Source organism: Microbacterium meiriae, assembly GCF_040686935.1.
Lineage (GTDB): Bacteria > Actinomycetota > Actinomycetes > Actinomycetales > Microbacteriaceae > Microbacterium > Microbacterium meiriae.
The window spans coordinates 567,721-587,063 of the sequence record NZ_JBFBMF010000003.1; the positions used below are offsets into that span (position 1 = coordinate 567,721).

Below are 19,343 nucleotides of genomic sequence, written 5' to 3' on the forward strand. Positions count from 1 at the left end.
GGCTGTGGGCATGAGCACCGTCGCCCTCATCGACGACCACGAGTCCGTCCGCCTCGGCCTCGAGGCCGCGTGCGCCAGGGACGGGCAGACCGTCGTGTTCACCGGGAGCACGGTCGGCTCCTACCTCGTGTGGCGCTCGTCCACGGGCGCTCCACCCGCAGACGTCGTCGTGCTCGACCTCACGCTGGGGGACGGGACGACGGTCACGGAGAACGTCGTGTCCCTCGTCGCCGACGGCGCCAGCGTGGTGATCCACAGCGTCGCCGACCGTCCGGCAGCCGTGCGCGAGGCGCTGGCGGCCGGCGCGGCCGGAGTCGTCAGCAAGTCCTCCGCCCTCGACGACGTGCTGGATGCGATCCGCACCGTGGCGCAGGGTGAGGCTCTGAACAACGTCGAATGGGCCAGCGCGGTCGACGGCGACCGCGCGTTCGCCGACGCCCAGCTGTCCACCCGGGAGCGCGAGGTGCTCCGCCTGTACGCGACCGGCCTGCCCCTGAAGGCCGTGGCCGAGCGCCTCGGCGTCGCGTACTCCACGGCGAAGGAGAACATCACCCGGATCCGGGTGAAGTACGTCGAGGTCGGTCGGCCGGCGCCCACCAAGGTCGATCTGCTGCGGCGCGCGATGGAGGACGGCATCGTGACGGCCGACGGGGCGCCGAGTGCCCGCTGAGCCGCTGAGCGTCCGCGACGCCTGGAGCAAGATCCCGTCTCCCGGCAGCGCGGAGAACGGCTTCGAGCGGTTCACCGGGAAGCGGATGGAGCGCATCCTCGCGATCGTCGTCGCCCTGGGCTCCGCCGTGCTCGGGGCGCAGGCGCTGATCGCGGCCGTGCACACGATGTCCCGCGCGGACGTGCCGCACATCGCGATGCTCATCGCCGTGTTCGTGCCGTTGGCGGCGATGCTCGTCGCCTGCCTGGTCGGACGCGGCGTGCGCCTGGCCGCGGGGGTCTTCGCCGTCGTGTACGTCCTCGCGCTCGCGGCATGGCCGGTCGTCGTCGATCCCACCGACAAGGTGGCGGGAGACCAGCCGTGGATCTTCTTCCTCGTGAACGTCGGCGTCGTGGCGGCGATGCTGGCCTTCCCCGTGCGGCTGCAGTTCGCGTGGGCGGTCGGGGTGCCGTTCGTCTACGGGTACGTGCGTCTGGTGCAGGGCGACTTCTCGCGCGAGTTCTGGGTGACGACCGCGTTCGACGTCTCCTTCACGCTCATCCTCGGCGTCGTGATCGTCTCGCTCGGCTGGATGTTCCGCTCGGTCGCCGCGGGCGTGGACGAGGCGCGGGGCACGGCGGTGGCGTCGTATGCGACGGCGGCGGCCGCCGCGGCGGCGGAGGAGGAGCGCGTGGCGATGTCGGCGCTCATGCACGACAGCGTGCTGGCCGCACTCATCGCCGCCGAACGCGCGGAGGGTGAGCGGGCGAGAGAGCTCGCCGTGGCGATGGCGCGGGAGGCGCTCACGCGGCTCGCGAACACGGAGGCGGCGGTCGCGGAGGAGGGTAGCGATGAGCCGGTGGGCGCCGCGCAGATCGTCGTGGAGCTGCGACGGGCCCTCTCCGAGCTCGGCGCGGACGCGATCGTGGAGGAGCGTGGCGGGAGCGGCCTCATCCCGGGGCGCGCAGCGAGGGCTCTCGTGCTCGCGGCGCGGCAGGCGATCGGCAACGCGGTCGCACACGCCCACGGTCGCGGCCTGCACATCCTCGTGGTCGGTCACGGCGACGAGGGCATCGCCGTGACGGTCTCCGACACCGGGAACGGGTTCGACGTCGACACGATCGGTCCGGATCGGCTCGGCATCCGCGCCTCCATCCTCGCCCGTATGGCCGGTGTCGCCGGCACCGCGCGGATCTCCTCCGACGAGGGCGGCACCGTCGTCACCTTGGGCTGGGAGCGCTCATGAACCGGACCGTGCGGAGTGTCGCGACCTCGCTCGCCGTCGGGTTCGCGCTGTACTTCGTCGCCCGCGGGATCTGGTGGATCGAGCAGCCGACGGCACCGCTGCTCATGGTCCTCGCGATCGCCGCATACCTCGTCGTGGTGAACATCGCGATCCTCGGCAGCCCGGCCACGGTCCGGATGCCGCTGTGGTCGGCTCTCCTCGCGCTGGCCGTGAGCGCGGTGATCCCGGCGCTCGTGACCCTCTCGCTGGAACCGGACGATCGCACGGCGCCGTTCGCCACCTGGTACATCGGCGCTCTCGGGCTGCTCGGCGTGGTGTGCGTGGTCCGGCGCCGGCCCTGGGTGGGCTGGACGACGCTCGCCGTGCTCGTCGTCTCCGCGTCGCTCGCGCTGGGCATGGGCGTGGCGATGAACCTCGGCGTGGTGGGCTCGATCATGTGGGTGGCGGTCGCCCAGCTGCTGGTGATGTTCTGGGATCGCGCCGTCAGCGACACGGAGCGCCTGTCCGAGATCCAGCAGGCCGTGTCGGCCTGGCATGCGACGCAGCGCGTCCGCCAGCGCGAGCGTCGGCTGCGGACGCAGTTCGCCCTCGCGGTCGCCGGCCCGATCCTCAGCAAGGTGGTGGCCTCACGCGGGCTGCTCGACGACGACGAGCGCCTGGAAGCCCGGCTCGCTGAGGGACGTCTGCGCGACGAGCTGCGCGGCGCGGACCTGTTGAACGACGACGTCCGCAATGCGATCGACGCCGCGCGCCGCCACGGTGCCTCGGTGACCGTGTTCGACGAGGGTGGGCTCGACGGCGTGGACGAGGGGCGGCGGATGGAGATCCGGGACGAACTCGCGGCGGTCCTGCGCAGCGCGGGTACCGGCCGGATCATCATCCGCTCCGCACGGGATCCGCTCGTGGCGGTGACCGTCGTCGGCCGCGCGGGCCTGCGGGCGTCGGACGACGACTCCGTGGACCTGTGGCACGAGATCGCCAGACAGCGGCGTGAGACCGCCTCCGACGCACGGAAGTGAGAGTGGGCGAGGGGCGGCGAATCCGCCTGCCCCTCGCCGTGCGGACAGTTACCCGAAAACCGTCCGCTGGTGGCCGATCAGCGTCTGTCTACCCTGGGACAGAGAGACCAGCCGAACGCGAAGCGTCCCCTTCAGTCTGCGGGGTCGTGCAACGGTTGTCTGTAGGTATTTTGGGGGACAAAACACGACGACCCGATTCAGCCGGCGAAGCGTCCCCAGGGGATGTCGCGACGCAGCGGTCGGCGCAGCGGGCGCTGCGTGCGCGTCCACGCCGACACCCGCGGCTCCTCGACCGTCGCCTCCGCCTGCTCGGTCTCGTAGGCGTCGCCGAGCACCGCGATGAGGGCCGCGAGTTCCTCCTCCGTGGCGGCGCCGCGCGTGATCTCCAGGAGGAGCGGCGCGGGGGCCGTCCCGTCGACGGCGGATTCCTGCGCGCTCACAGCGGGATGTTCCCGTGCTTCTTCGGCGGCAGCTCTGCGCGCTTGCCGCGGAGCGCGCGCAGCGCCTTCGCGATCGCGACGCGCGTGTTCGCCGGTTCGATGATGCCGTCGAGCTCGCCGCGCTCGGCCGCGAGGAAGGGCGAGGCGACGTTGTAGGTGTATTCGTTGGCCAGACGCGTGCGGACCGCCGCCACGTCCTCGCCGGCTTCCTCCGCCTTGCGGATCTCGCCGCGATAGAGGATGTTGACGGCGCCCTGGCCGCCCATCACGGCGATCTCCGCGGTGGGCCAGGCGAGGTTCACGTCGGCGCCGAGCTGCTTCGACCCCATGACGATGTACGCGCCGCCGTACGCCTTGCGCAGGATCACCGTCACGAGCGGCACGGTGGCCTCCGCGTACGCGTAGAGGAGCTTGGCGCCGCGGCGGATGACGCCTGTCCACTCCTGGTCGGTGCCTGGCAGGTATCCCGGCACGTCGACGAGAGTCACGATCGGCAGCGAGAACGCGTCGCAGAACCGCACGAACCGGCTCGCCTTCTCGCCGGCCTCGATGTTGAGCGTGCCCGCCATCTGGGACGGCTGGTTGGCGATGATGCCGACCGAGCGGCCCTCGATGCGGCCGAAGCCGATGACGATGTTGGGAGCGAACAGCGGCTGCACCTCGAGGAAGTCGCCGTCGTCGACGACATGCTCGATCACCGTGTGGATGTCGTACGGCTGGTTCGGGGAATCCGGGATGAGCGTGTTGAGCGTGCGGTCGGCGTCGGTCGTCTCGAACTCGAACGCGCTCTCGTAGGACGGCAGCTCCGCCATGTTGTTGTCCGGCAGGAATCCGAGGAGCGTGCGGGCATAGTCGATCGCGTCGTCCTCGTCCTCCGCGAGGTAGTGGGCGACACCGGAGCGCGTGTTGTGCGTGTAGGCGCCGCCGAGTTCCTCCATGCCGACGTCCTCGCCGGTGACCGTCTTGATCACGTCGGGCCCGGTGACGAACATCTGGCTGGTCTTGTCGACCATGATGACGAAGTCGGTGAGGGCGGGCGAGTAGACGGCGCCGCCGGCGGCCGGGCCCATGATGATCGAGATCTGCGGGATCACGCCGGAGGCGCGAGTGTTCAGACGGAAGATCTCGCCGTACTTGCCGAGCGCGACCACACCCTCCTGGATGCGCGCCCCGCCGGAGTCGAGGATGCCGATGCAGGGCATGCCGCCGGCCAGGGCGAACTCCATGACCTTGACGATCTTCTCGCCGGCGACCTCGCCGAGCGACCCGCCGAAGGTCGAGAAGTCCTGCGAGTACACCGCCACGGTGCGGCCGTGGATGGTGCCGACGCCGGTGACGACGGAGTCGCCGTAGGGGCGCGAGCGGTCCATCCCGAACGCGGTGGTGCGGTGGCGCACGTACTCGTCGAACTCGACGAAGCTGCCGGGGTCGACGAGGAGTTCGATGCGCTCGCGGGCGGTCATCTTGCCCTTCGCGTGCTGCTTCTCCTTCGCCTTCGCCTCGGCGTCGACGACGGCCTCGGTGTAGCGAGCGCGCAGGTCCGCGATCTTGCCGGCGGTGGTAAAGGGGTCGGGCTTGTCCGTCACGGATTCCACCCTAGCGTCGGGTCCGCGCCGTCCGTTGGATGATCGGCACAACGGGTCGACGGATCCTTTGGCGAGGTGCGCGACCCCTCACGTCCCGGTCGCGTCGGAACCCGGGCGCGGCGGCAGATCGTGGTCGCCGCCGCTCTCACCCGCCTCGATCTCGTCCGCCGCATGCTCACGCCGGCGTCCGGCGATCTCGCCCACCCGATGACCGACCCACCCCGCTCCGCGCGCCACGGTGCCGGCGGCTCCGGCGACGGCGGTGCCGGCGTAGCGCGCCCCCCGGAGCATCCGCAGCTCCATCTTCTCGGCGCCGGGCACGGGCTCCAGCTCGGCGGGGAGGGTGAGCGGCGCGGCGCCGAACGCGCGGTGGGACGTGGTGAGCACCCGGCGGCCGAGGATGTGGTTGCCCGCCCCGCCGATGGCCGCGCCGATCCCGAAGGGCATCGCCTTGCCGATGAACGAGGCACCGCCCCTGGCCGCGAACTGCTTCACGAACATCCCCTTGAGCTGGTCCACCAGGGGTCCCACCGCGGCGCGGGGCAACGACTTCGTCACCATCTCGCCCCAGTACGCCGAGCGGCTGCCCCCGCGCCCCGCCACCTGCCGGGCGAGCTGGCCGACGAGGTCGACGCCCTCCTTGCCGAGCATGAGCGTCATGACGAGAGCGCGTGCGCGGTCGGGGTTGCCGACCGCGATGCCGTGCACCTCGGCCACCGACTGCGCGAAGAGGGCCGTGGACTCCACGAATCCCACGGTCTCGACGCCGGAGAGCGCGAGCGTGATCCCGGTGCCGATGCCGGGCACGACGGCGGTCGCCCCCACCGCGGCCCCACCCGTCGTGACGGCCGCGAGGTAGCGCCGCTCCAGGATCCGGATGATCTCGTCGGGCGTCGCGTGGGGGTTGCGGAGCCGGATGCTGCGGATGTGGGCGAGCACCAGCGGCCGCTGGATCGACAGGACCCGATCGAGCCCGCGCACCATCATGGGGTGCTCGGGGGAGCCGACCGGGGGTACGCCCTTGTCCCACGGGGCGTCGTCCGGCAGGGAGTGGATCTTGTGCACCTTGGGGGCCATGCGCCGATCCTATGGAGCCCGTCCGCGAAAACACCGAGAGCCCCGGTCCGTGGCGGAACGGGGCTCTCGGAGGGGAGCGTCACACGAAGAGGTTCGCGCGCTCCAGGTCCTCTGCGAAGTCGACCTCGACCGCGTACAGGTCGGAGACGTCCATCGGCTCGAGCAGCAGGCCGTCCTCGGCGATCGCCAGCTCGAGGCCGCGCTCGAAGTAGTCCTGGTCCTCGACGCGCTGCAGCTGGCGCATGAACGCCTTCTTGAAGCCCGACGAGATGTAGTTGATGCCGACGGCCTCGCCCAGGCCGCCCTTGACCGACTTGGACAGCTCCTTGATGAAGCCCTCCGCGGTGACGGTGTACTTCACCTCTTCGTCGCTGACCTTGGCGGTGTTGACGGTGACGAACGACTGATCGCGCTCGATGTATGCGGCGGCGCGGCCGAGGATCATCGGGTCGAAGACGACATCGCCGTTCATCCACAGCACGCCGCTCTTGCCGGTGGCGCTCAGGGCGCGCAGAAGGCTCTTCGACGTGTTCGTCTCGTCGTAGCGGTCGTTGTGGACGTAGTTCACGGAGGGGAAGGCCTCGATGATGGTCTCGGCGCGGTAGCCCACCACCGTGGTGATGCGTGCGTCGGAGCCGAAAGCGGCGCGGATGTTGTCGTGCTGCTGGCCCATGATCGTGCGGCCGTCGTTGAGCTCGGTCAGCGGCTTGGGCAGCGCGCGGCCGAGGCGAGAGCCCATGCCGGCTGCGAGGATGACGGTCTGAAGAGTCACGAATACTCCTAAGGAAGTTGTGTTCACGGTCGGTTCACCGACCAGACACTTCGTCGTGCCGGGGATCATGCTAGCGATTCCCCCTGAGAACCCCGGGGCCAGGTAGGCCCCGTTGCCATTTCGTGATCGAGTACACACGCAACGCACAGGGACGACAACCCCCTTGCGGAAAGCGCCGAGGAGGGGATCCGGTTGCGGAATGTCGCGTGGGGCCTTGGCTCTCAGCCACCCGTTGATACCGTAGGACGGTGACTTCCTCCCCTGATGACCCCACCCCCCAGGCAGAGGGAGCCGAGACTCCGACCGAGGCCTCCGCGCCCGCTCGGAAACCGGCCGCCAAGAGACCTGCCGCGTCCACCGCCGCGAAGAAGTCGACCTCGGCCTCGGCCAAGGCGCAGACGGCCGCAGCGGACAAGCCGGCTGCGAAGAAGCCCGCGGCCGCGAAGAGCACCGCGGCGAAGTCTGCTGCTGCGAAGACCACGGCTGCGAAGACCCCCGCGGCGAAGTCTGCTGCGGCGAAGACCACGGCCGCGAAGACCGCGGCTCCGACGTCGGCAGCTGCGAAGACGACGGCCGCCACACCCTCCGCCGCGAAGACCACGGCCGCGAAGTCCACCGCGGCGAAGTCCTCCACTTCGACGAGGACTGCCGCGGCGAAGAAGCCGACCGCCGCGCGGACGGCGAGGCCCGCACCGACCAAGGCGGCAGCCGAGAAGGCCGCGCCCACGGCTGAGGTCGTGGTCGAGCCCACCCCCGCGGCGAGTGTCGATCCCGCGACCGCTCCAGCAGGCGCTCGCACGGCGTCGGCCGCCCGCGCGGCTGCGGCGAAGAACACGGCCGCACGCTCGACCGGCTCGAAGCGTCCGGCCGCGACGTCGACGAAGGCGGCGAGCACATCGGCGGCCAAGACGGCTGCGGCCAAGACGGCTGCGGCCAAGGTCGCCGCGGCGAAGACCGCTGCCGCGAAGGCCTCGGCGGCCAAGACGACGGCCAAGACCACCGCCGCCAAGACCGCTGCGGCGAAGGCAGCCGCGGCGAAGGCGGCCGCAGCGAAGGCCGCCGAAGACGAGGCAGCGAAGGCCGCCGAAGACGAGGCCGTGAAGGCCGAGGCCGCGGAGGCCCAGGCGGCTGGGGTCGGGACCGTCGAATCCGCAGCCGCAGAGGTGAGCACGGCCGAGACGCAGCCGGCGGAGTCCGGCGCGGTGCAGGCGCAGACCGTGGCCGCAGAGACCGTCGAGACGGACGAGGCCGGCACCTCGTCCGTCGAGACGGCGACACCGGCCCGAGACACCGCCGAGGAAGCGACGCCGGTCGAGGAGCCTGCTGCGGCGGAGTCCGTGGTGGAGGTGTCGGACACCGCGCTGCCGGTGACCAAGGAGCCCGCGCCCGATGACCGGCGCGTCGCGGAGGTGGAGACCGTCGAGGTCGTCGAAGCGGTGATCGCCGAGGAGCCCCCGACCGAGGCCGATGACTCGGCGGCAGCCGAGCCCGCCACCGAGGCGATCCGCATCCGCGGTCTCGTGAAGCAGTTCGGCGAGAACCGCGCGGTCGACGGCATCGACCTCACCGTGCCCGCGGCCTCCTTCTACGGCATCGTCGGCCCCAACGGCGCCGGCAAGACCACGACCCTCTCGATCGTCGCGGGTCTCCTGCGCGCGGACGAGGGCAGCGTCCTCATCTGCGGCATCGACCAGGCGGCCGAGCCCCTGGCGGCGAAGCGCGTCATGGGCGTCCTGCCGGACCGGCTGCGCACCTTCGACCGGCTCACCGGCCGACAGCTGCTGTATTACTACGGGCTGCTGCGTGGGCTCTCCGCCGACGTCATCGAGAAGCGCACCGGCGACCTCGCCAGAGCCTTCGACCTCGGCGACGCCCTGAACCGGGTCGTGTCGGACTATTCCGCGGGCATGACGAAGAAGATCATGCTCGCCGGCGCGATGATCCACTCTCCGCGCGTCCTCGTTCTCGACGAACCGTTCGAATCCGTCGATCCGGTCTCCTCCGCCGTGATCCTCGACATCCTCCGCGCCTACGTCTCGCACGGCGGCACGGTGATCCTGTCGAGCCATGGGATGGATCTCGTCGAGCGCGTGTGCTCCCGGGTGGCCATCATCGTCAACGGTGAGGTCCTGGCCGAGGGCACGATCGACGAGGTGCGCGCGGGACAGACGCTCGAATCGCGCTTCGTGGAGCTCGCAGGTTCCAGCGGAGAGGTGGAGGGGCTCGAGTGGCTGCACACGTTCTCCGACTGAGGTTCGCGCTTCTCCTGGGCGCCCTGCGCGGGGAACACCGGGCGCGCACCCTGCTCTCCTTCGGCGCGGTCGTCGCGGTCACCGTGGTGGTCTGCGTGGCGGTCTTCAGCCTCGGCGACGCGCCGGTGCCGGTCTCCCAGGCCGTGACGGTGCTCGGTGGCGCTGCCCTTCTGCTCGGCTTCCTCGTGGGGCCGCTGCTCGTGGGAGCCGTCGATCAGCTCGATCCGCGGCGCTTCGCGGTGTTCGGCGTCGACGAGCGGAAGATGCCAGGGGTACTGGCGCTCGCATCGCTGGTCAGCGTGCCCAGCCTCGCGCTCCTCGCGGTCTACATCAGCGTGACGGTCGTCGCGATCCGCGCCGGCGCGCCGTGGGTGCCGGCCGTCCTCCTAGCGGTGATCGGGCTGCTGTCGACCATCCTCCTCTCCCGGGTCGGGATGGCGCTCAATGCGCTCCTGCTCCCGGAGCGTCGTTCCCGGGAGCTCACCGCGCTGTTCGCCCTGGCCCTGATCGTCATCGCGTTCCCGGTCGCCGTGTTCCTCGGCTCGCTCCGCTGGGACGGTGAGGTGCCGGCGTCACTGGCGACCCTGACCTCGGTGATCGGCTTCACCCCGCTCGCCGCCTCGCCGGCGGCGATGTTCGCGGCGGCCGAAGGCGAGACGGCTGCGGCGTGGGGAAGCGGACTGGTGGCTGCCGTCACCCTCGCGCTGCTGTGGTTCGCCTGGACCTGGTTCGTACGGCGCCTGCTGACGACGACCGAGCGTCCGGTGGCGGCGCGCGAGCGCAGCGGACTCGGCTGGTTCGGCCTGCTGCCCTCCAACGCCTTCGGCGCCATCGCGTCGCGAAGCCTCGTGTACTGGCTGCGCGACCGCCGGTACATCATGAACATCATCGTCGTGCCCGTGGCGGGCGTGCTGACGGTGTTCCCGCTGATCGTCGCGGGCGTGCCGGTCGAGATCGCCGCCCTCGTCCCCGTGCCCGTCATGGCCCTCTTCTTCGGATGGCTGCCCCACAACGACGTCGCCTACGACTCGACGGCCCTCTGGACGCACGTCGCGAGCGGTGTCCGCGGGGTTCCGGACCGTCTCGGACGCCTGGTGCCGGTGCTCCTGGTCGCCGTGCCGGTGCTGGCGATCGCCGTACCGCTCTCGCTCCTGCTGGCCGGGCGCTGGAGTCTTCTCCTCCCGCTCGTCGGCCTCGGTGCGAGCCTGCTGTTCTCCGCCCTCGGCATCTCCAGCGTGGTGTCGGTGGTGGCGCCGTACGCGGTCTCCCGTCCCGGGGACAGCCCGTTCCAGCAGCCGCAGCGCCCGACCTCCCGAGGGATCTACGGCCCGGCGGCGGCGTTCCTCGGTGCGATCGTCCTGAGCGTGCCCACCATCTGGCTGTTCGGTGCGAGCATCGTCGCCGATCCGGGCTTCGCGCCGGCGGCTTTCTGGGTCGGCATCGCCACCGGCATCGTCGCCTTCATCGGAGGAGCTGTGATCGGCGGACGCATCTTCGAGCACAGCGGCGAGCGTCTGATGGAGTTCGTCGAGACCGCGTGAGACCGCCCCGCCGAGGCGGAGACGCGGCTAGAATCGCGGGATGAGTACTCCGCTGGACAGCCCCGATCAGGGCGGCGTGGCAACGCTTGATCGCGAACTGGAAGAGCTCCTCCGCGAGGAGAACATCGAACCGGGCGACCACGAGCGCTTCTCGCACTACGTCAAGAAGGACAAGATCCTCGAGTCGGCGATCACGGGCAAGCCCGTCCGCGCGCTCTGCGGCAAGAAGTGGACGCCGGGCCGCGATCCGGAGAAGTTCCCGATCTGCCCGACGTGCAAGGAGATCTACGAGTCGATGGTCGGCTGACCGCCGTCGCTCGGCCCCGCTTCAGTCCGCCTCGACGTAGACAGTCGGGATCGCCGGGTCCGACTTGCTGAGTGCCAACGCACGCACCGGCAGCTCTTCACGGACACGCAGGTGATGCGCACGGGCGGAAGCCGTCCCTGCGGCGCCCTCGAAGGCGGTCTCGATCTCTCCGCCCTCGACGAGGGTGACCTGGAGCGGTCGGCCGTCCGGGTGCTCGGCAGGCGTGTCCAGCGCCTCGAACCCGTCCGAGACGACGACCGTCTCCGCCGCGGCGACCCCGTCGCTGAGCGTACGGAACGCCGCCTTGCGGCCCCCGAACGACGCCTTGTCCGCGGACGCCTTGGCGACCCCGACCCACGAGCCGTCGGCGTCCTGCCGGGCGACGAGCTTGTAGACCATGCTCGCCGTGGGGTATCCGGAACCGGTCACGACGGAGGTGCCGACGCCGTACGCGTCCACGGGGGAGGCCGCCAGCGCGGCGATCGCGTACTCGTCCAGATCGCTGGTGACGGTGATGCGGGTCTCGGTGGCGCCGAGCTCGTCCAGCTGCGCTCGGACCTCGGCGGCGACGGTCGGCAGGTCCCCGGAGTCGATGCGGACGCCGCCGAGCCCGGTCCCGGCCACCCGGATCGCCGTCTCGACGCCGGTGCGGATGTCGTAGGTGTCGACGAGGAGCGTCGTGTCCACGCCCATGCTCTCGACTTGAGCACGGAAGGCGTCCTCCTCGCTGTCGTGCAGCAGCGTCCACGAGTGCGCAGCGGTGCCCATGGTCGGGATTCCCCAGGCGCGGCCGGCCTCGAGGTTGCTCGTGGCGCCGAACCCGGCGATGTACGCCGCCCGTGCTGCGGCGACAGCGGAGCGCTCGGCTGCCCGCCGGGAGCCCATTTCGGCGAGAGGACGCTCGCCGGCGGCGATGCTCATGCGGGCCGCGGCCGTGGCGACCGCGGAGTCGTGGTTGAGGACGCTCAGGGCGAGCGTCTCCAGGACGACGGCGTCCGCGAACGATCCCTCGACCGTGAGGATGGGCGACCCGGGGAAGTAGAGCTCGCCCTCGCGGTAGCCCCGGATCGTGCCGGTGAAGCGATAGCGCTCGAGGGAGGCGAGGGTGTCGGCGTCGACGACGCGCTCGTCGCGGAGGAAGCGCAGCTCGTCGTCGCCGAAACGGAAGTCGCGCAGCAGGCCGAGCAGTCGTCCGGTTCCGGCGACGACGCCGAAGCGGCGTCCGCCGGACAGGCGTCGGGAGAAGAGCTCGAAGACACTCGGGCGGGACGCGGTGCCGTCCCGGAGCGAGGCGGCGAGCATCGTGAGCTCGTAACGGTCGGTGAGCAGCGCCGTCGACGTGGTCATGCGCTCAGCTTAGTGAGGCCGTGATGCACGAGGCGGCGCGCACGCGGGTAGGCTGGGGAGTCATGAACGACGCGCCCATCGGGATCTTCGACTCCGGTGTCGGCGGGCTCACGGTGGCCAGGGCCATCCGCGCCCAGCTGCCCCGCGAATCGTTCGTCTACATCGGTGACACCGCCCACTCGCCGTACGGCCCCAAGCCCATCGCCGACGTCCGGCGCTATGCGCTCGAAGTGCTCGACACCCTGGTCGACCAGGGCGTGAAGATGCTGGTCATCGCCTGCAACACGGCGTCGGCGGCGATGCTGCGCGACGCACGCGAGCGCTACGACGTGCCGGTGGTCGAGGTGATCGGCCCCGCCGTGCGCCGCGCGGTGTCGACCACGAGGAACGGCCGTGTCGGTGTGATCGGCACGGTCGGCACGATCGGTTCGCGGGCCTACCAGGACATGCTCGAGGTGAACGAGCGCCTGCAGGTGTTCACCGCCGCGTGCCCCCGGTTCGTCGAGTTCGTCGAGGCCGGTGTCACCGGCACCCCCGAGGTGCTGGCCGTCGCCGAGGAGTACCTCGCGCCACTGCGCGAGGCCGACGTGGACACGCTCGTCCTCGGGTGCACGCACTATCCGTTCCTCCGCGGCGCCATCAGCTACGTCATGGGGGAGGGCGTGACGCTGGTCTCCAGCGACGACGAGACCGCGGGCGACGTCTACCGCCAGCTGGTCCGCGGCGATCTGCTGGCGCCGGCCGATGCCGCCGCCACCTACGTCTACGAGGCCACGGGCGACTCCGCCGACGACTTCACGGCGCTCGCCAACCGCCTCATGGGCCGCGAGGTGCGCGACGTGCAGCTCGTCCAGACCGGCGTCATCACGCTTCCCGATTCCGCCCTCGACGCGCGCTGAGCCCGTCGCTCCATCCCCGACCGAGAGAAGCTCATGACCGACATCGTCCGCGCCGACGGCCGTTCCACCTCGCAGCTGCGCGAGATCACCATCGAGCGCGGCTGGAGCGCGCAGGCCGAGGGGTCGGCCCTCATCAGCTTCGGCGGCACGAAGGTGCTGTGCACCGCCTCGTTCACGAACGGCGTGCCCCGGTGGCTCACCGGCAAGGGCAAGGGCTGGGTCACGGCCGAGTATGCGATGCTCCCGCGAGCGACGAACAGCCGCAACGACCGGGAGAGCGTGAAGGGTCGCATCGGCGGTCGGACGCACGAGATCTCCCGACTCATCGGCCGCGCGCTGCGCGCCGTCGTCGACACCAAGGCGCTCGGCGAGAACACCATCGTCATCGACTGCGACGTGCTCCAGGCCGACGGCGGCACCCGCACCGCGGCGATCACCGGCGCCTATGTCGCGCTGGCCGACGCGATCGAGTGGGGCCGGGAGAAGAAGTTCATCGGCAAGAACTCGACGCCGCTGCTCGACTCCGTCTCCGCGGTGTCCGTCGGCATCGTGGACGGGGAGCCGATGCTCGACCTCGCCTACGTCGAGGATGTCCGCGCCGAGACCGACATGAACGTCGTCGTGACCGGCCGTGGCCTGTTCGTCGAGGTGCAGGGCACGGCCGAAGGGGCGCCGTTCGACAAGCGTGAGCTCGACGCGCTCCTCGACCTCGGGGTCGCCGGCTGCGCGGACCTGAAGGACCGGCAGCTCGCCGCACTGGCGGGAGCCTGAGCATGCGCGTCGTCCTCGCGACCCACAACCCGCACAAGGTCGCGGAGTTCCAGCAGATCGTGCAGCAGACACGGCCCGACCTGGAGGTCGTCGGCTACGACGGTCCCGAGCCGGTCGAGGACGGGGTGACGTTCGCTGAGAACGCGCTCCTCAAGGCGCGAGCGGCCGCCGCGCACACCGGCCTCGCGGCGCTCGCCGACGACTCCGGCATCTGCGTGGACGTGCTCGGCGGGTCGCCCGGAGTGTTCTCGGCGTACTGGGCCGGTCAGAAGAAGGACGCCGCGGCGAACCTGGAGCTGCTGCTCGATCAGCTGCGCGACATCGCCGACCGTCATCGCTCCGCGCACTTCACCTCGACGATCGCCCTCGTCCTCCCGGACGGTCGCGAGCACGTCGTGGAGGGGATCTGGCCAGGACGGCTCGCCCGCGAGGCGTCGGGAGCCGGGGGTTTCGGGTACGACCCGGTCTTCATCCCGGACGGTCAGCCGGCCGGCGCGGAGCGCACCGTGGGGGAGTTCACGGCGGAGGAGAAGCAGGCGCAGTCGCATCGCGCCCGCGCCTTCGCCGCGCTCGTGCCGCTGCTCGCCGCGCTCTGAGGGACTCGCAGAAGAACCCCTGCTGACGGTGAGAATCGTTACTGTTCCCGACTAGCCGGGAACGGCCTCTCCGCACCCGCCGCCGGGCTAGCCTGGGGGCATGCACGATCATGCGCCCGCCCCTGGCGGTCTCCGTTCGGCGAGCAGCCGCCGCCTCCTCGCGATCTCCCTGACCCTCACGGCCACGGTGATGATCGTGCAGGTCGTCGGAGCTCTGCTCACGGGCTCGCTGGCGCTGCTCGCGGACGCCGCGCACATGTTCACGGACGCCTCGGCGCTCGTGATCGCACTGATCGCCGCGACCGTGGCGGCGCGCCCTGCGGACGACCGTCGGACGTTCGGCTATCAGCGGGCTGAGGTCTTCGGCGCGCTCATCAACGCGGTCATCCTCATCGCCCTCGCCACGGTCGTCGCCGTGCAGGGCGTGCAGCGGCTGCTGAACCCCTCCGAGGTCGAGGTCGCGGGAGGGCTGATGCTCGTCGTCGCCGTCGTCGGGCTCGTCGCGAACGCGGTGTCGATGTGGCTGCTCAGCCGGGCCCAGCGGACGAACCTCAACGTGCGCGGCGCCTACCTCGAGGTGATGGGCGACCTGCTCGGCTCGCTGATGGTCATCATCGCCGCCGGTGTGATCCTCGTGACGGGCTGGATGCCGGCAGACGCCCTCGCCTCGCTGTTCATCGCGGCGATGATCATCCCCCGGGCATTCGTCCTGCTCAAGGAGGTGTTCTCCGTCCTCGCCGAGTCGGCGCCGAAGGGCATGGCCGTCGGCGAGATCCGCACCCACCTGCTCGGCTACGACGGCGTCGTCGGAGTCCACGATGTGCACGTGTGGCAGCTCACCCGCGGAGCCCCCGTCTTCACCGCGCACGTCAGCGTGCGCCCGGACCTGCTGGCGGACGGCCGCTCGGCGGCGTTGCTGTCGAAGATGCAGGCGTGCCTCGCGGATCACTTCGACGTGGCGCACTCCACGTTCCAGATCGAACCGGCCGAGCAGAGCGACTGCGAACCGCACCACGCCTGAGGGCTGGGAGCGGTCACGCCTCGACGGTGATCTCGTCGACGGTCTTGTCCGGGCGCAGACCTCGCCAGCGGGCGTGCCGGAGGATACCGTCCGGCGTCCAGTTCGCGAACTCCACCTCGCCCACGAGTTCGGGGCGCACCCACAGGGCGTCGGAGGCGTCGGGGCGGGGGACGCCGTCGAGCGGTGCGCCTGGCACCCGCAGCGGCTCCAGGCGGGCCAGGAGGTCGCGGAGGATGCGGTCCGTGAAGCCGGTGCCCACCCGGCCGATGTAGCGGAGGTCGCCACCCTCCGGCACCGCGAGGAGGAGAGAGCCGAGAGTGCCCTCGCGCTCGCCCTTCCCCGGGCGGATGCCGACGATCACCGCCTCCTGCATGCGGGTGTTCTTGAGCTTGAGCCAGGAGGGTGAGCGCTGGCCGGCACGGTACCGGGAGGCGGGATCCTTGACGACGACGCCTTCCAGCCCGAACTCCTCGCTGGCGGCGAGCGCTGCGTCCACGTCGTCGAAGACGGGAGGGACCTGGATGGGCGCGTCGACCCCCGCCACGATGTCGCCGAGCAGAGTGCGGCGCTCGCGGAGCGGCATCCCGGTGAGATCGTGGCCGTCGAGACGGAGCAGGTCGAACAGCATGTACACGATCGGTGTGCGCACGACCTCGCGCTCAATCTCCCGGGGCCGGGTGAGGTGCATGCGGTTCTGCAGCAGGGAGAAGCTCGGCCGGGCGGCGCTGTCGAAGGCGACGATCTCCCCGTCGACGATCGCCTCGTCGACGGGGAGGAACGGGGCACCGTCGGCCGTCAGCTCGGGATAGCGCGCGGTGATGTCGGTGCCGCGTCGGGCGTGCAGCGACATGTGCCCGTCGCGCCAGGTGCCGATCGCACGGATGCCGTCCCACTTCACCTCCACCCATGACGGCGAGCTGAGGCTTCGGGCGATCGCCGGGGTGCCGTTCTCGGCGAGCATCGGCGCGAGCGACGGGAGAGTGGTCCCGGTGGGGGACGCCGTCTGCTCGGCGAGCGGCCGGCCGCGACGGGCGGGGGAGGGCGCCGCCGCCCGGATCGCGGGAGCTCGAGCCGCTGTCGCGGCGTGCGCGTTCGCCGGCAGTGCAGGAGTGTCGGGGTGGAGGGAGGAGAGCGGATCGAATCCGGCGGCGGCGCGCGCGAGCACCTCGTCCAGCTCGAGGTGAGCGAGGTCCGGGTCGTCGAGCTCCTCCCAGGTGCGCGGCGCCGCGACGCCGGGGCGGGCGCGCCCCCGCAGGGAGTACGGGGAGATCGTCGTCTTCTTGCCGTTGTTCTGGCTCCAGTCGAGGAACACCTTGCCCCCGCGCACGGCCTTGGACATGACGCTCGTGGCGAGGTCCGGGTGCTCGTTCTCGATGATGCGCGCCAGCTCTTTGACCACGGCGGAGACCTCGTCGCTGGTCTGCTCGCCGGGCAGGGCCGCGTAGAGGTGGATGCCCTTGCTGCCGCTGGTCACGGGCAGGGGGTCGAGCCCCATCCCGGTGAGGAGCGTCCGAGCGATCCGGGCGACCGTGGCGCACTGCGCGAGGTCGGCGCCGGGTCCGGGGTCGAGATCGAGCACGAGACGGTCGGGACGGCCGGGAAGCCCCTCCGGGGTGAACCGCCACTGCGGCACGTGCAACTCGATCGCCGCGACCTGCGCGAGCCAGACGAGCGTGGGCACGTCCTCCACCAGCGGGTACGCCTTGGGGCCGTCGGAGTGCTGGATGTCCTGTCGGGGGATCCAGTCCGGGGCGCCGGGCTCGAGCTGCTTCGTGAAGAAGGAGTCCTCGGGAGCGGCGGCGGTGCCGACCCCCTCGACCCAGCGCTTGCGGGTGACCGGGCGGCCGTCGAGGAGCGGGAGGAGGAGCGGGGCGATGGTGGTGTAGTAGGCGATGACCTCGCCCTTGGTCGTGCCCGTCTCCGGGTAGACGACCTTGTCGAGGTTGGTCACCCGCAGCCGTCGGCCATCGACCTGCACGACCTGCGCCTCTCCCACCATGGAGCCAGCGTAGTCAAGGGGTGGTCGTGACGGGTGTGGCTGGTGTCTACTGGTGTGATGAGGACGATCTGGAAGGGCGCCCTGACGTTCGGGCTGGTGAACGTGCCGGTCAAGGTGTACTCGGCGACCGAGGACCACGACGTGCCGCTGCATCAGGTGCATGAGAAGGACGGCGGTCGCATCCGCTACCAGCGCACATGCGAGGTGTGCGGCGAGACGGTGGCCTACTCCGACATCGATCGCGCCTACGTCGACGACGGGCAGACCGTCGTGCTCACCAAGGACGACCTCGCGGCGCTGCCGGCGGAGAAGAGCCGTGAGATCGACGTCGTGGAGTTCGTGCCCTCCGACCAGGTCGATCCGCTCACCCTCGACAAGCCGTACTACCTGGAGCCCGACTCGAAGTCTCCCAAGGCGTACGTGCTGCTGCGCAAGACCCTCGAGCAGACCGACCGCACCGCGATCGTGCGGTTCACGCTGCGTCAGAAGACACGGCTCGCCGCGCTGCGCGTGCGGGGCAAGGTCCTCGTGCTGCAGACACTGCTCTGGTCGGACGAGGTCCGAGGGGCGGAGTTCCCGTCGCTCGACGAGGACGTGCGGATCTCGAAGAAGGAGCTCGAGTTGTCCTCGTCGCTCGTGGACAGCTACTCGGCCGACTTCGATCCCGAGGAGTTCGTCGACGAGTACCAGAAGGAGCTCCGCACCCTCATCGACGCGAAGATCGAGGCCGGGGAGACGTTCGACGTGGCGGAGACCTTCGGCGGCGATGCCGAGAAGGCGGCCGACGGCGGCGAGGTCATCGACCTGATGGAGGCGCTGCGCGCCAGCGTCGCCCGCTCCAAGGAGAAGCGCTCCAAGAACGCGGGCTGATCCGCGGCCGGGTCAGTGCTTCCCGTCGCCGTCCAGGTCGGGGGCGCGATCGAACACGTCGGCGTCGAGGACGAGATCCTCGGCCTCCTCGTGATCGGTCACGACGTCCTCTCCTGCGGCCGCGGCCTTCTTGGCCTTGTGGCGCTCGGAGAAGTAATGCCACAGGGTGACGAGCGCGGTGCCGCCGACGGCGATGAGCAGGATGATGTCGATGTACTCGACGACGAGGTGGCGGATCCACGGGATGTAGGCGATGAGGTAGCCGACCATCGTGAGTCCGAAGCCCCAGATCATCGCCCCGATGAAGTTGTAGAGCGAGTAGCGCCGCCACGGCATGTGGCCCACGCCCGCCGCGACCGGGGCGAACGTGCGCACGATCGGCACGAAGCGCGCGAGGATCACGGTGAGGCCGCCGAAGCGCTCGAAGAACGCGTTGGTGCGCTCGACGTTCTTCCTGCTGAACAGGCCGGATTCCTTGCGTTCGAACACCGCGGGGCCGCCCTTGTGCCCGATGACGTAGCCGACCTCGCCGCCGATGAACGCGGAGAGCGCGATGAGGAGCGAGACGACCCAGATGTTCACGCCGAAGACGTTGCTCGTGTGGGTCAGCAGGCCCGCGATGATGAGCAGCGTGTCACCGGGGAGGAGGAAGCCGACCAGCAGACCCGTCTCGGCGAAGATGATGAAGCAGACCACGAGGAGCGCCCACGGACCCGCCGCCCCGATGATCGTCTGCGGATCGAGCCACGGGATGAGCGCGGTAGGGGCGTGCAGCATGCTTTCGAGCACTGGCGGGATTCCCGTCGGTCGTGAGGTGTCGGCGGTGGAGCGATGCGGGCGCCGAAGCACCCGTCGTGCGGAAGGTGGGACTTGAACCCACACGCCCTGGGGCACAGGAACCTAAATCCTGCGTGTCTGCCAATTCCACCACTCCCGCGCGGTGGCTTCAGT

At 70.6% G+C, this 19,343-nt stretch carries 18 protein-coding genes and 1 tRNA gene; 11 read left to right on the top strand and 8 right to left on the bottom strand.

Translation table 11 applies throughout. From position 1 onward, the window contains the following. The first annotated feature begins 10 nt into the window (after nt 1-10). Genes AB0P08_RS12785 through AB0P08_RS12795 form a run of 3 tightly spaced genes read left to right on the top strand, consistent with a single transcriptional unit; the run spans nt 11 to nt 2,914 of the window. Nucleotides 11-670, top strand: coding sequence for a response regulator transcription factor (locus tag AB0P08_RS12785; RefSeq protein WP_071329676.1), 660 nt, complete (start codon nt 11-13; stop codon nt 668-670). Beyond that, entirely contained in the window at nt 660-1,895 is a 1,236-nt protein-coding gene (locus tag AB0P08_RS12790; protein WP_187661923.1) for a sensor histidine kinase, read from the top strand. The genes AB0P08_RS12785 and AB0P08_RS12790 overlap by 11 nt, the downstream gene beginning before the upstream one ends. Further along, nucleotides 1,892-2,914 carry a hypothetical protein gene (locus AB0P08_RS12795; protein ID WP_363590089.1) on the top strand — a complete coding sequence of 341 codons (1,023 nt, stop codon included), beginning with the start codon at nt 1,892-1,894 and terminating at the stop codon, nt 2,912-2,914. Before AB0P08_RS12790 ends, AB0P08_RS12795 begins: the two co-directional genes overlap by 4 nt. A gap of 197 nt (nt 2,915-3,111) precedes the next feature. On the opposite strand, the gene AB0P08_RS12800 is transcribed toward AB0P08_RS12795, so the two are convergent. The 4 genes from AB0P08_RS12800 to AB0P08_RS12815 all read right to left on the bottom strand — a co-directional run bounded on the left by AB0P08_RS12800 (nt 3,112) and on the right by AB0P08_RS12815 (nt 6,789). Beyond that, nucleotides 3,112-3,354 (bottom strand): acyl-CoA carboxylase subunit epsilon, encoded by a 243-nt coding sequence (locus tag AB0P08_RS12800; protein ID WP_187661921.1) that lies wholly within the window; start codon nt 3,352-3,354, stop codon nt 3,112-3,114. Further along, nucleotides 3,351-4,940 (bottom strand): acyl-CoA carboxylase subunit beta, encoded by a 1,590-nt coding sequence (locus AB0P08_RS12805; protein WP_370428473.1) that lies wholly within the window; start codon nt 4,938-4,940, stop codon nt 3,351-3,353. The genes AB0P08_RS12800 and AB0P08_RS12805 overlap by 4 nt, the downstream gene beginning before the upstream one ends. 87 nt (nt 4,941-5,027) lie before the next feature. Continuing rightward, nucleotides 5,028-6,017 (bottom strand): hypothetical protein, encoded by a 990-nt coding sequence (locus AB0P08_RS12810; protein ID WP_363590090.1) that lies wholly within the window; start codon nt 6,015-6,017, stop codon nt 5,028-5,030. A gap of 79 nt (nt 6,018-6,096) precedes the next feature. After that, nucleotides 6,097-6,789 carry a phosphocholine cytidylyltransferase family protein gene (locus tag AB0P08_RS12815; protein ID WP_060923420.1) on the bottom strand — a complete coding sequence of 231 codons (693 nt, stop codon included), beginning with the start codon at nt 6,787-6,789 and terminating at the stop codon, nt 6,097-6,099. A gap of 248 nt (nt 6,790-7,037) precedes the next feature. Between AB0P08_RS12815 and AB0P08_RS12820 the strand changes: the two genes are divergently transcribed. Genes AB0P08_RS12820 through AB0P08_RS12830 form a run of 3 tightly spaced genes read left to right on the top strand, consistent with a single transcriptional unit; the run spans nt 7,038 to nt 10,889 of the window. Beyond that, on the top strand, nt 7,038-9,041 hold the full coding sequence (locus AB0P08_RS12820) for an ABC transporter ATP-binding protein (RefSeq protein WP_363590091.1): 2,004 nt from the start codon (nt 7,038-7,040) through the stop codon (nt 9,039-9,041). Further along, nucleotides 9,017-10,582 (top strand): phosphatidylglycerol lysyltransferase domain-containing protein, encoded by a 1,566-nt coding sequence (locus AB0P08_RS12825; RefSeq protein ID WP_187661918.1) that lies wholly within the window; start codon nt 9,017-9,019, stop codon nt 10,580-10,582. The genes AB0P08_RS12820 and AB0P08_RS12825 overlap by 25 nt, the downstream gene beginning before the upstream one ends. A 40-nt stretch (nt 10,583-10,622) precedes the next feature. Further along, the gene (locus AB0P08_RS12830) at nt 10,623-10,889 is read left to right on the top strand and encodes a DUF3039 domain-containing protein (protein ID WP_060923586.1); all 267 of its coding nucleotides are present in this window, start codon (nt 10,623-10,625) and stop codon (nt 10,887-10,889) included. 21 nt (nt 10,890-10,910) lie between these two features. On the opposite strand, the gene AB0P08_RS12835 is transcribed toward AB0P08_RS12830, so the two are convergent. Then, the gene (locus AB0P08_RS12835; protein ID WP_363590092.1) at nt 10,911-12,236 is read right to left on the bottom strand and encodes a nicotinate phosphoribosyltransferase; all 1,326 of its coding nucleotides are present in this window, start codon (nt 12,234-12,236) and stop codon (nt 10,911-10,913) included. Between the two features lie 62 nt (nt 12,237-12,298). Between AB0P08_RS12835 and murI the strand changes: the two genes are divergently transcribed. The 4 genes from murI to AB0P08_RS12855 all read left to right on the top strand — a co-directional run bounded on the left by murI (nt 12,299) and on the right by AB0P08_RS12855 (nt 15,523). Further along, nucleotides 12,299-13,135: a glutamate racemase gene (gene murI / locus AB0P08_RS12840; RefSeq protein WP_363590093.1), complete on the top strand. Its 837-nt coding sequence runs from the start codon at nt 12,299-12,301 to the stop codon at nt 13,133-13,135. A 33-nt stretch (nt 13,136-13,168) separates the two neighbouring features. Further along, complete coding sequence (rph, locus tag AB0P08_RS12845; RefSeq protein WP_259954222.1) at nt 13,169-13,906, top strand: ribonuclease PH; 738 nt, start codon at nt 13,169-13,171, stop codon at nt 13,904-13,906. A 2-nt stretch (nt 13,907-13,908) separates the two neighbouring features. Further along, nucleotides 13,909-14,502: an RdgB/HAM1 family non-canonical purine NTP pyrophosphatase gene (gene rdgB, locus AB0P08_RS12850; protein ID WP_363590094.1), complete on the top strand. Its 594-nt coding sequence runs from the start codon at nt 13,909-13,911 to the stop codon at nt 14,500-14,502. Nucleotides 14,503-14,602: 100 nt separating this feature from the next. Further along, nucleotides 14,603-15,523 (top strand): cation diffusion facilitator family transporter, encoded by a 921-nt coding sequence (locus AB0P08_RS12855; protein WP_363590095.1) that lies wholly within the window; start codon nt 14,603-14,605, stop codon nt 15,521-15,523. Nucleotides 15,524-15,536: 13 nt separating this feature from the next. Here AB0P08_RS12855 and ligD read toward each other — a convergent pair whose 3' ends face one another. Then, nucleotides 15,537-17,522: a non-homologous end-joining DNA ligase gene (ligD, locus tag AB0P08_RS12860; RefSeq protein ID WP_363590096.1), complete on the bottom strand. Its 1,986-nt coding sequence runs from the start codon at nt 17,520-17,522 to the stop codon at nt 15,537-15,539. 57 nt (nt 17,523-17,579) lie between these two features. Between ligD and ku the strand changes: the two genes are divergently transcribed. Then, a complete protein-coding gene (ku, locus tag AB0P08_RS12865; protein ID WP_363590097.1) occupies nt 17,580-18,392 on the top strand; it encodes a non-homologous end joining protein Ku in 813 nt (270 codons plus the stop codon). A 12-nt stretch (nt 18,393-18,404) separates the two neighbouring features. On the opposite strand, the gene AB0P08_RS12870 is transcribed toward ku, so the two are convergent. Together AB0P08_RS12870 and AB0P08_RS12875 are read right to left on the bottom strand one after the other, a co-directional pair. Next, nucleotides 18,405-19,169, bottom strand: a complete 765-nt coding sequence (locus AB0P08_RS12870) for a DedA family protein (RefSeq protein WP_363590098.1) — start codon at nt 19,167-19,169, stop codon at nt 18,405-18,407. Nucleotides 19,170-19,247: 78 nt separating this feature from the next. Then, a tRNA-Leu gene (locus tag AB0P08_RS12875) sits at nt 19,248-19,329 on the bottom strand. Nucleotides 19,330-19,343: the final 14 nt, after the last annotated feature.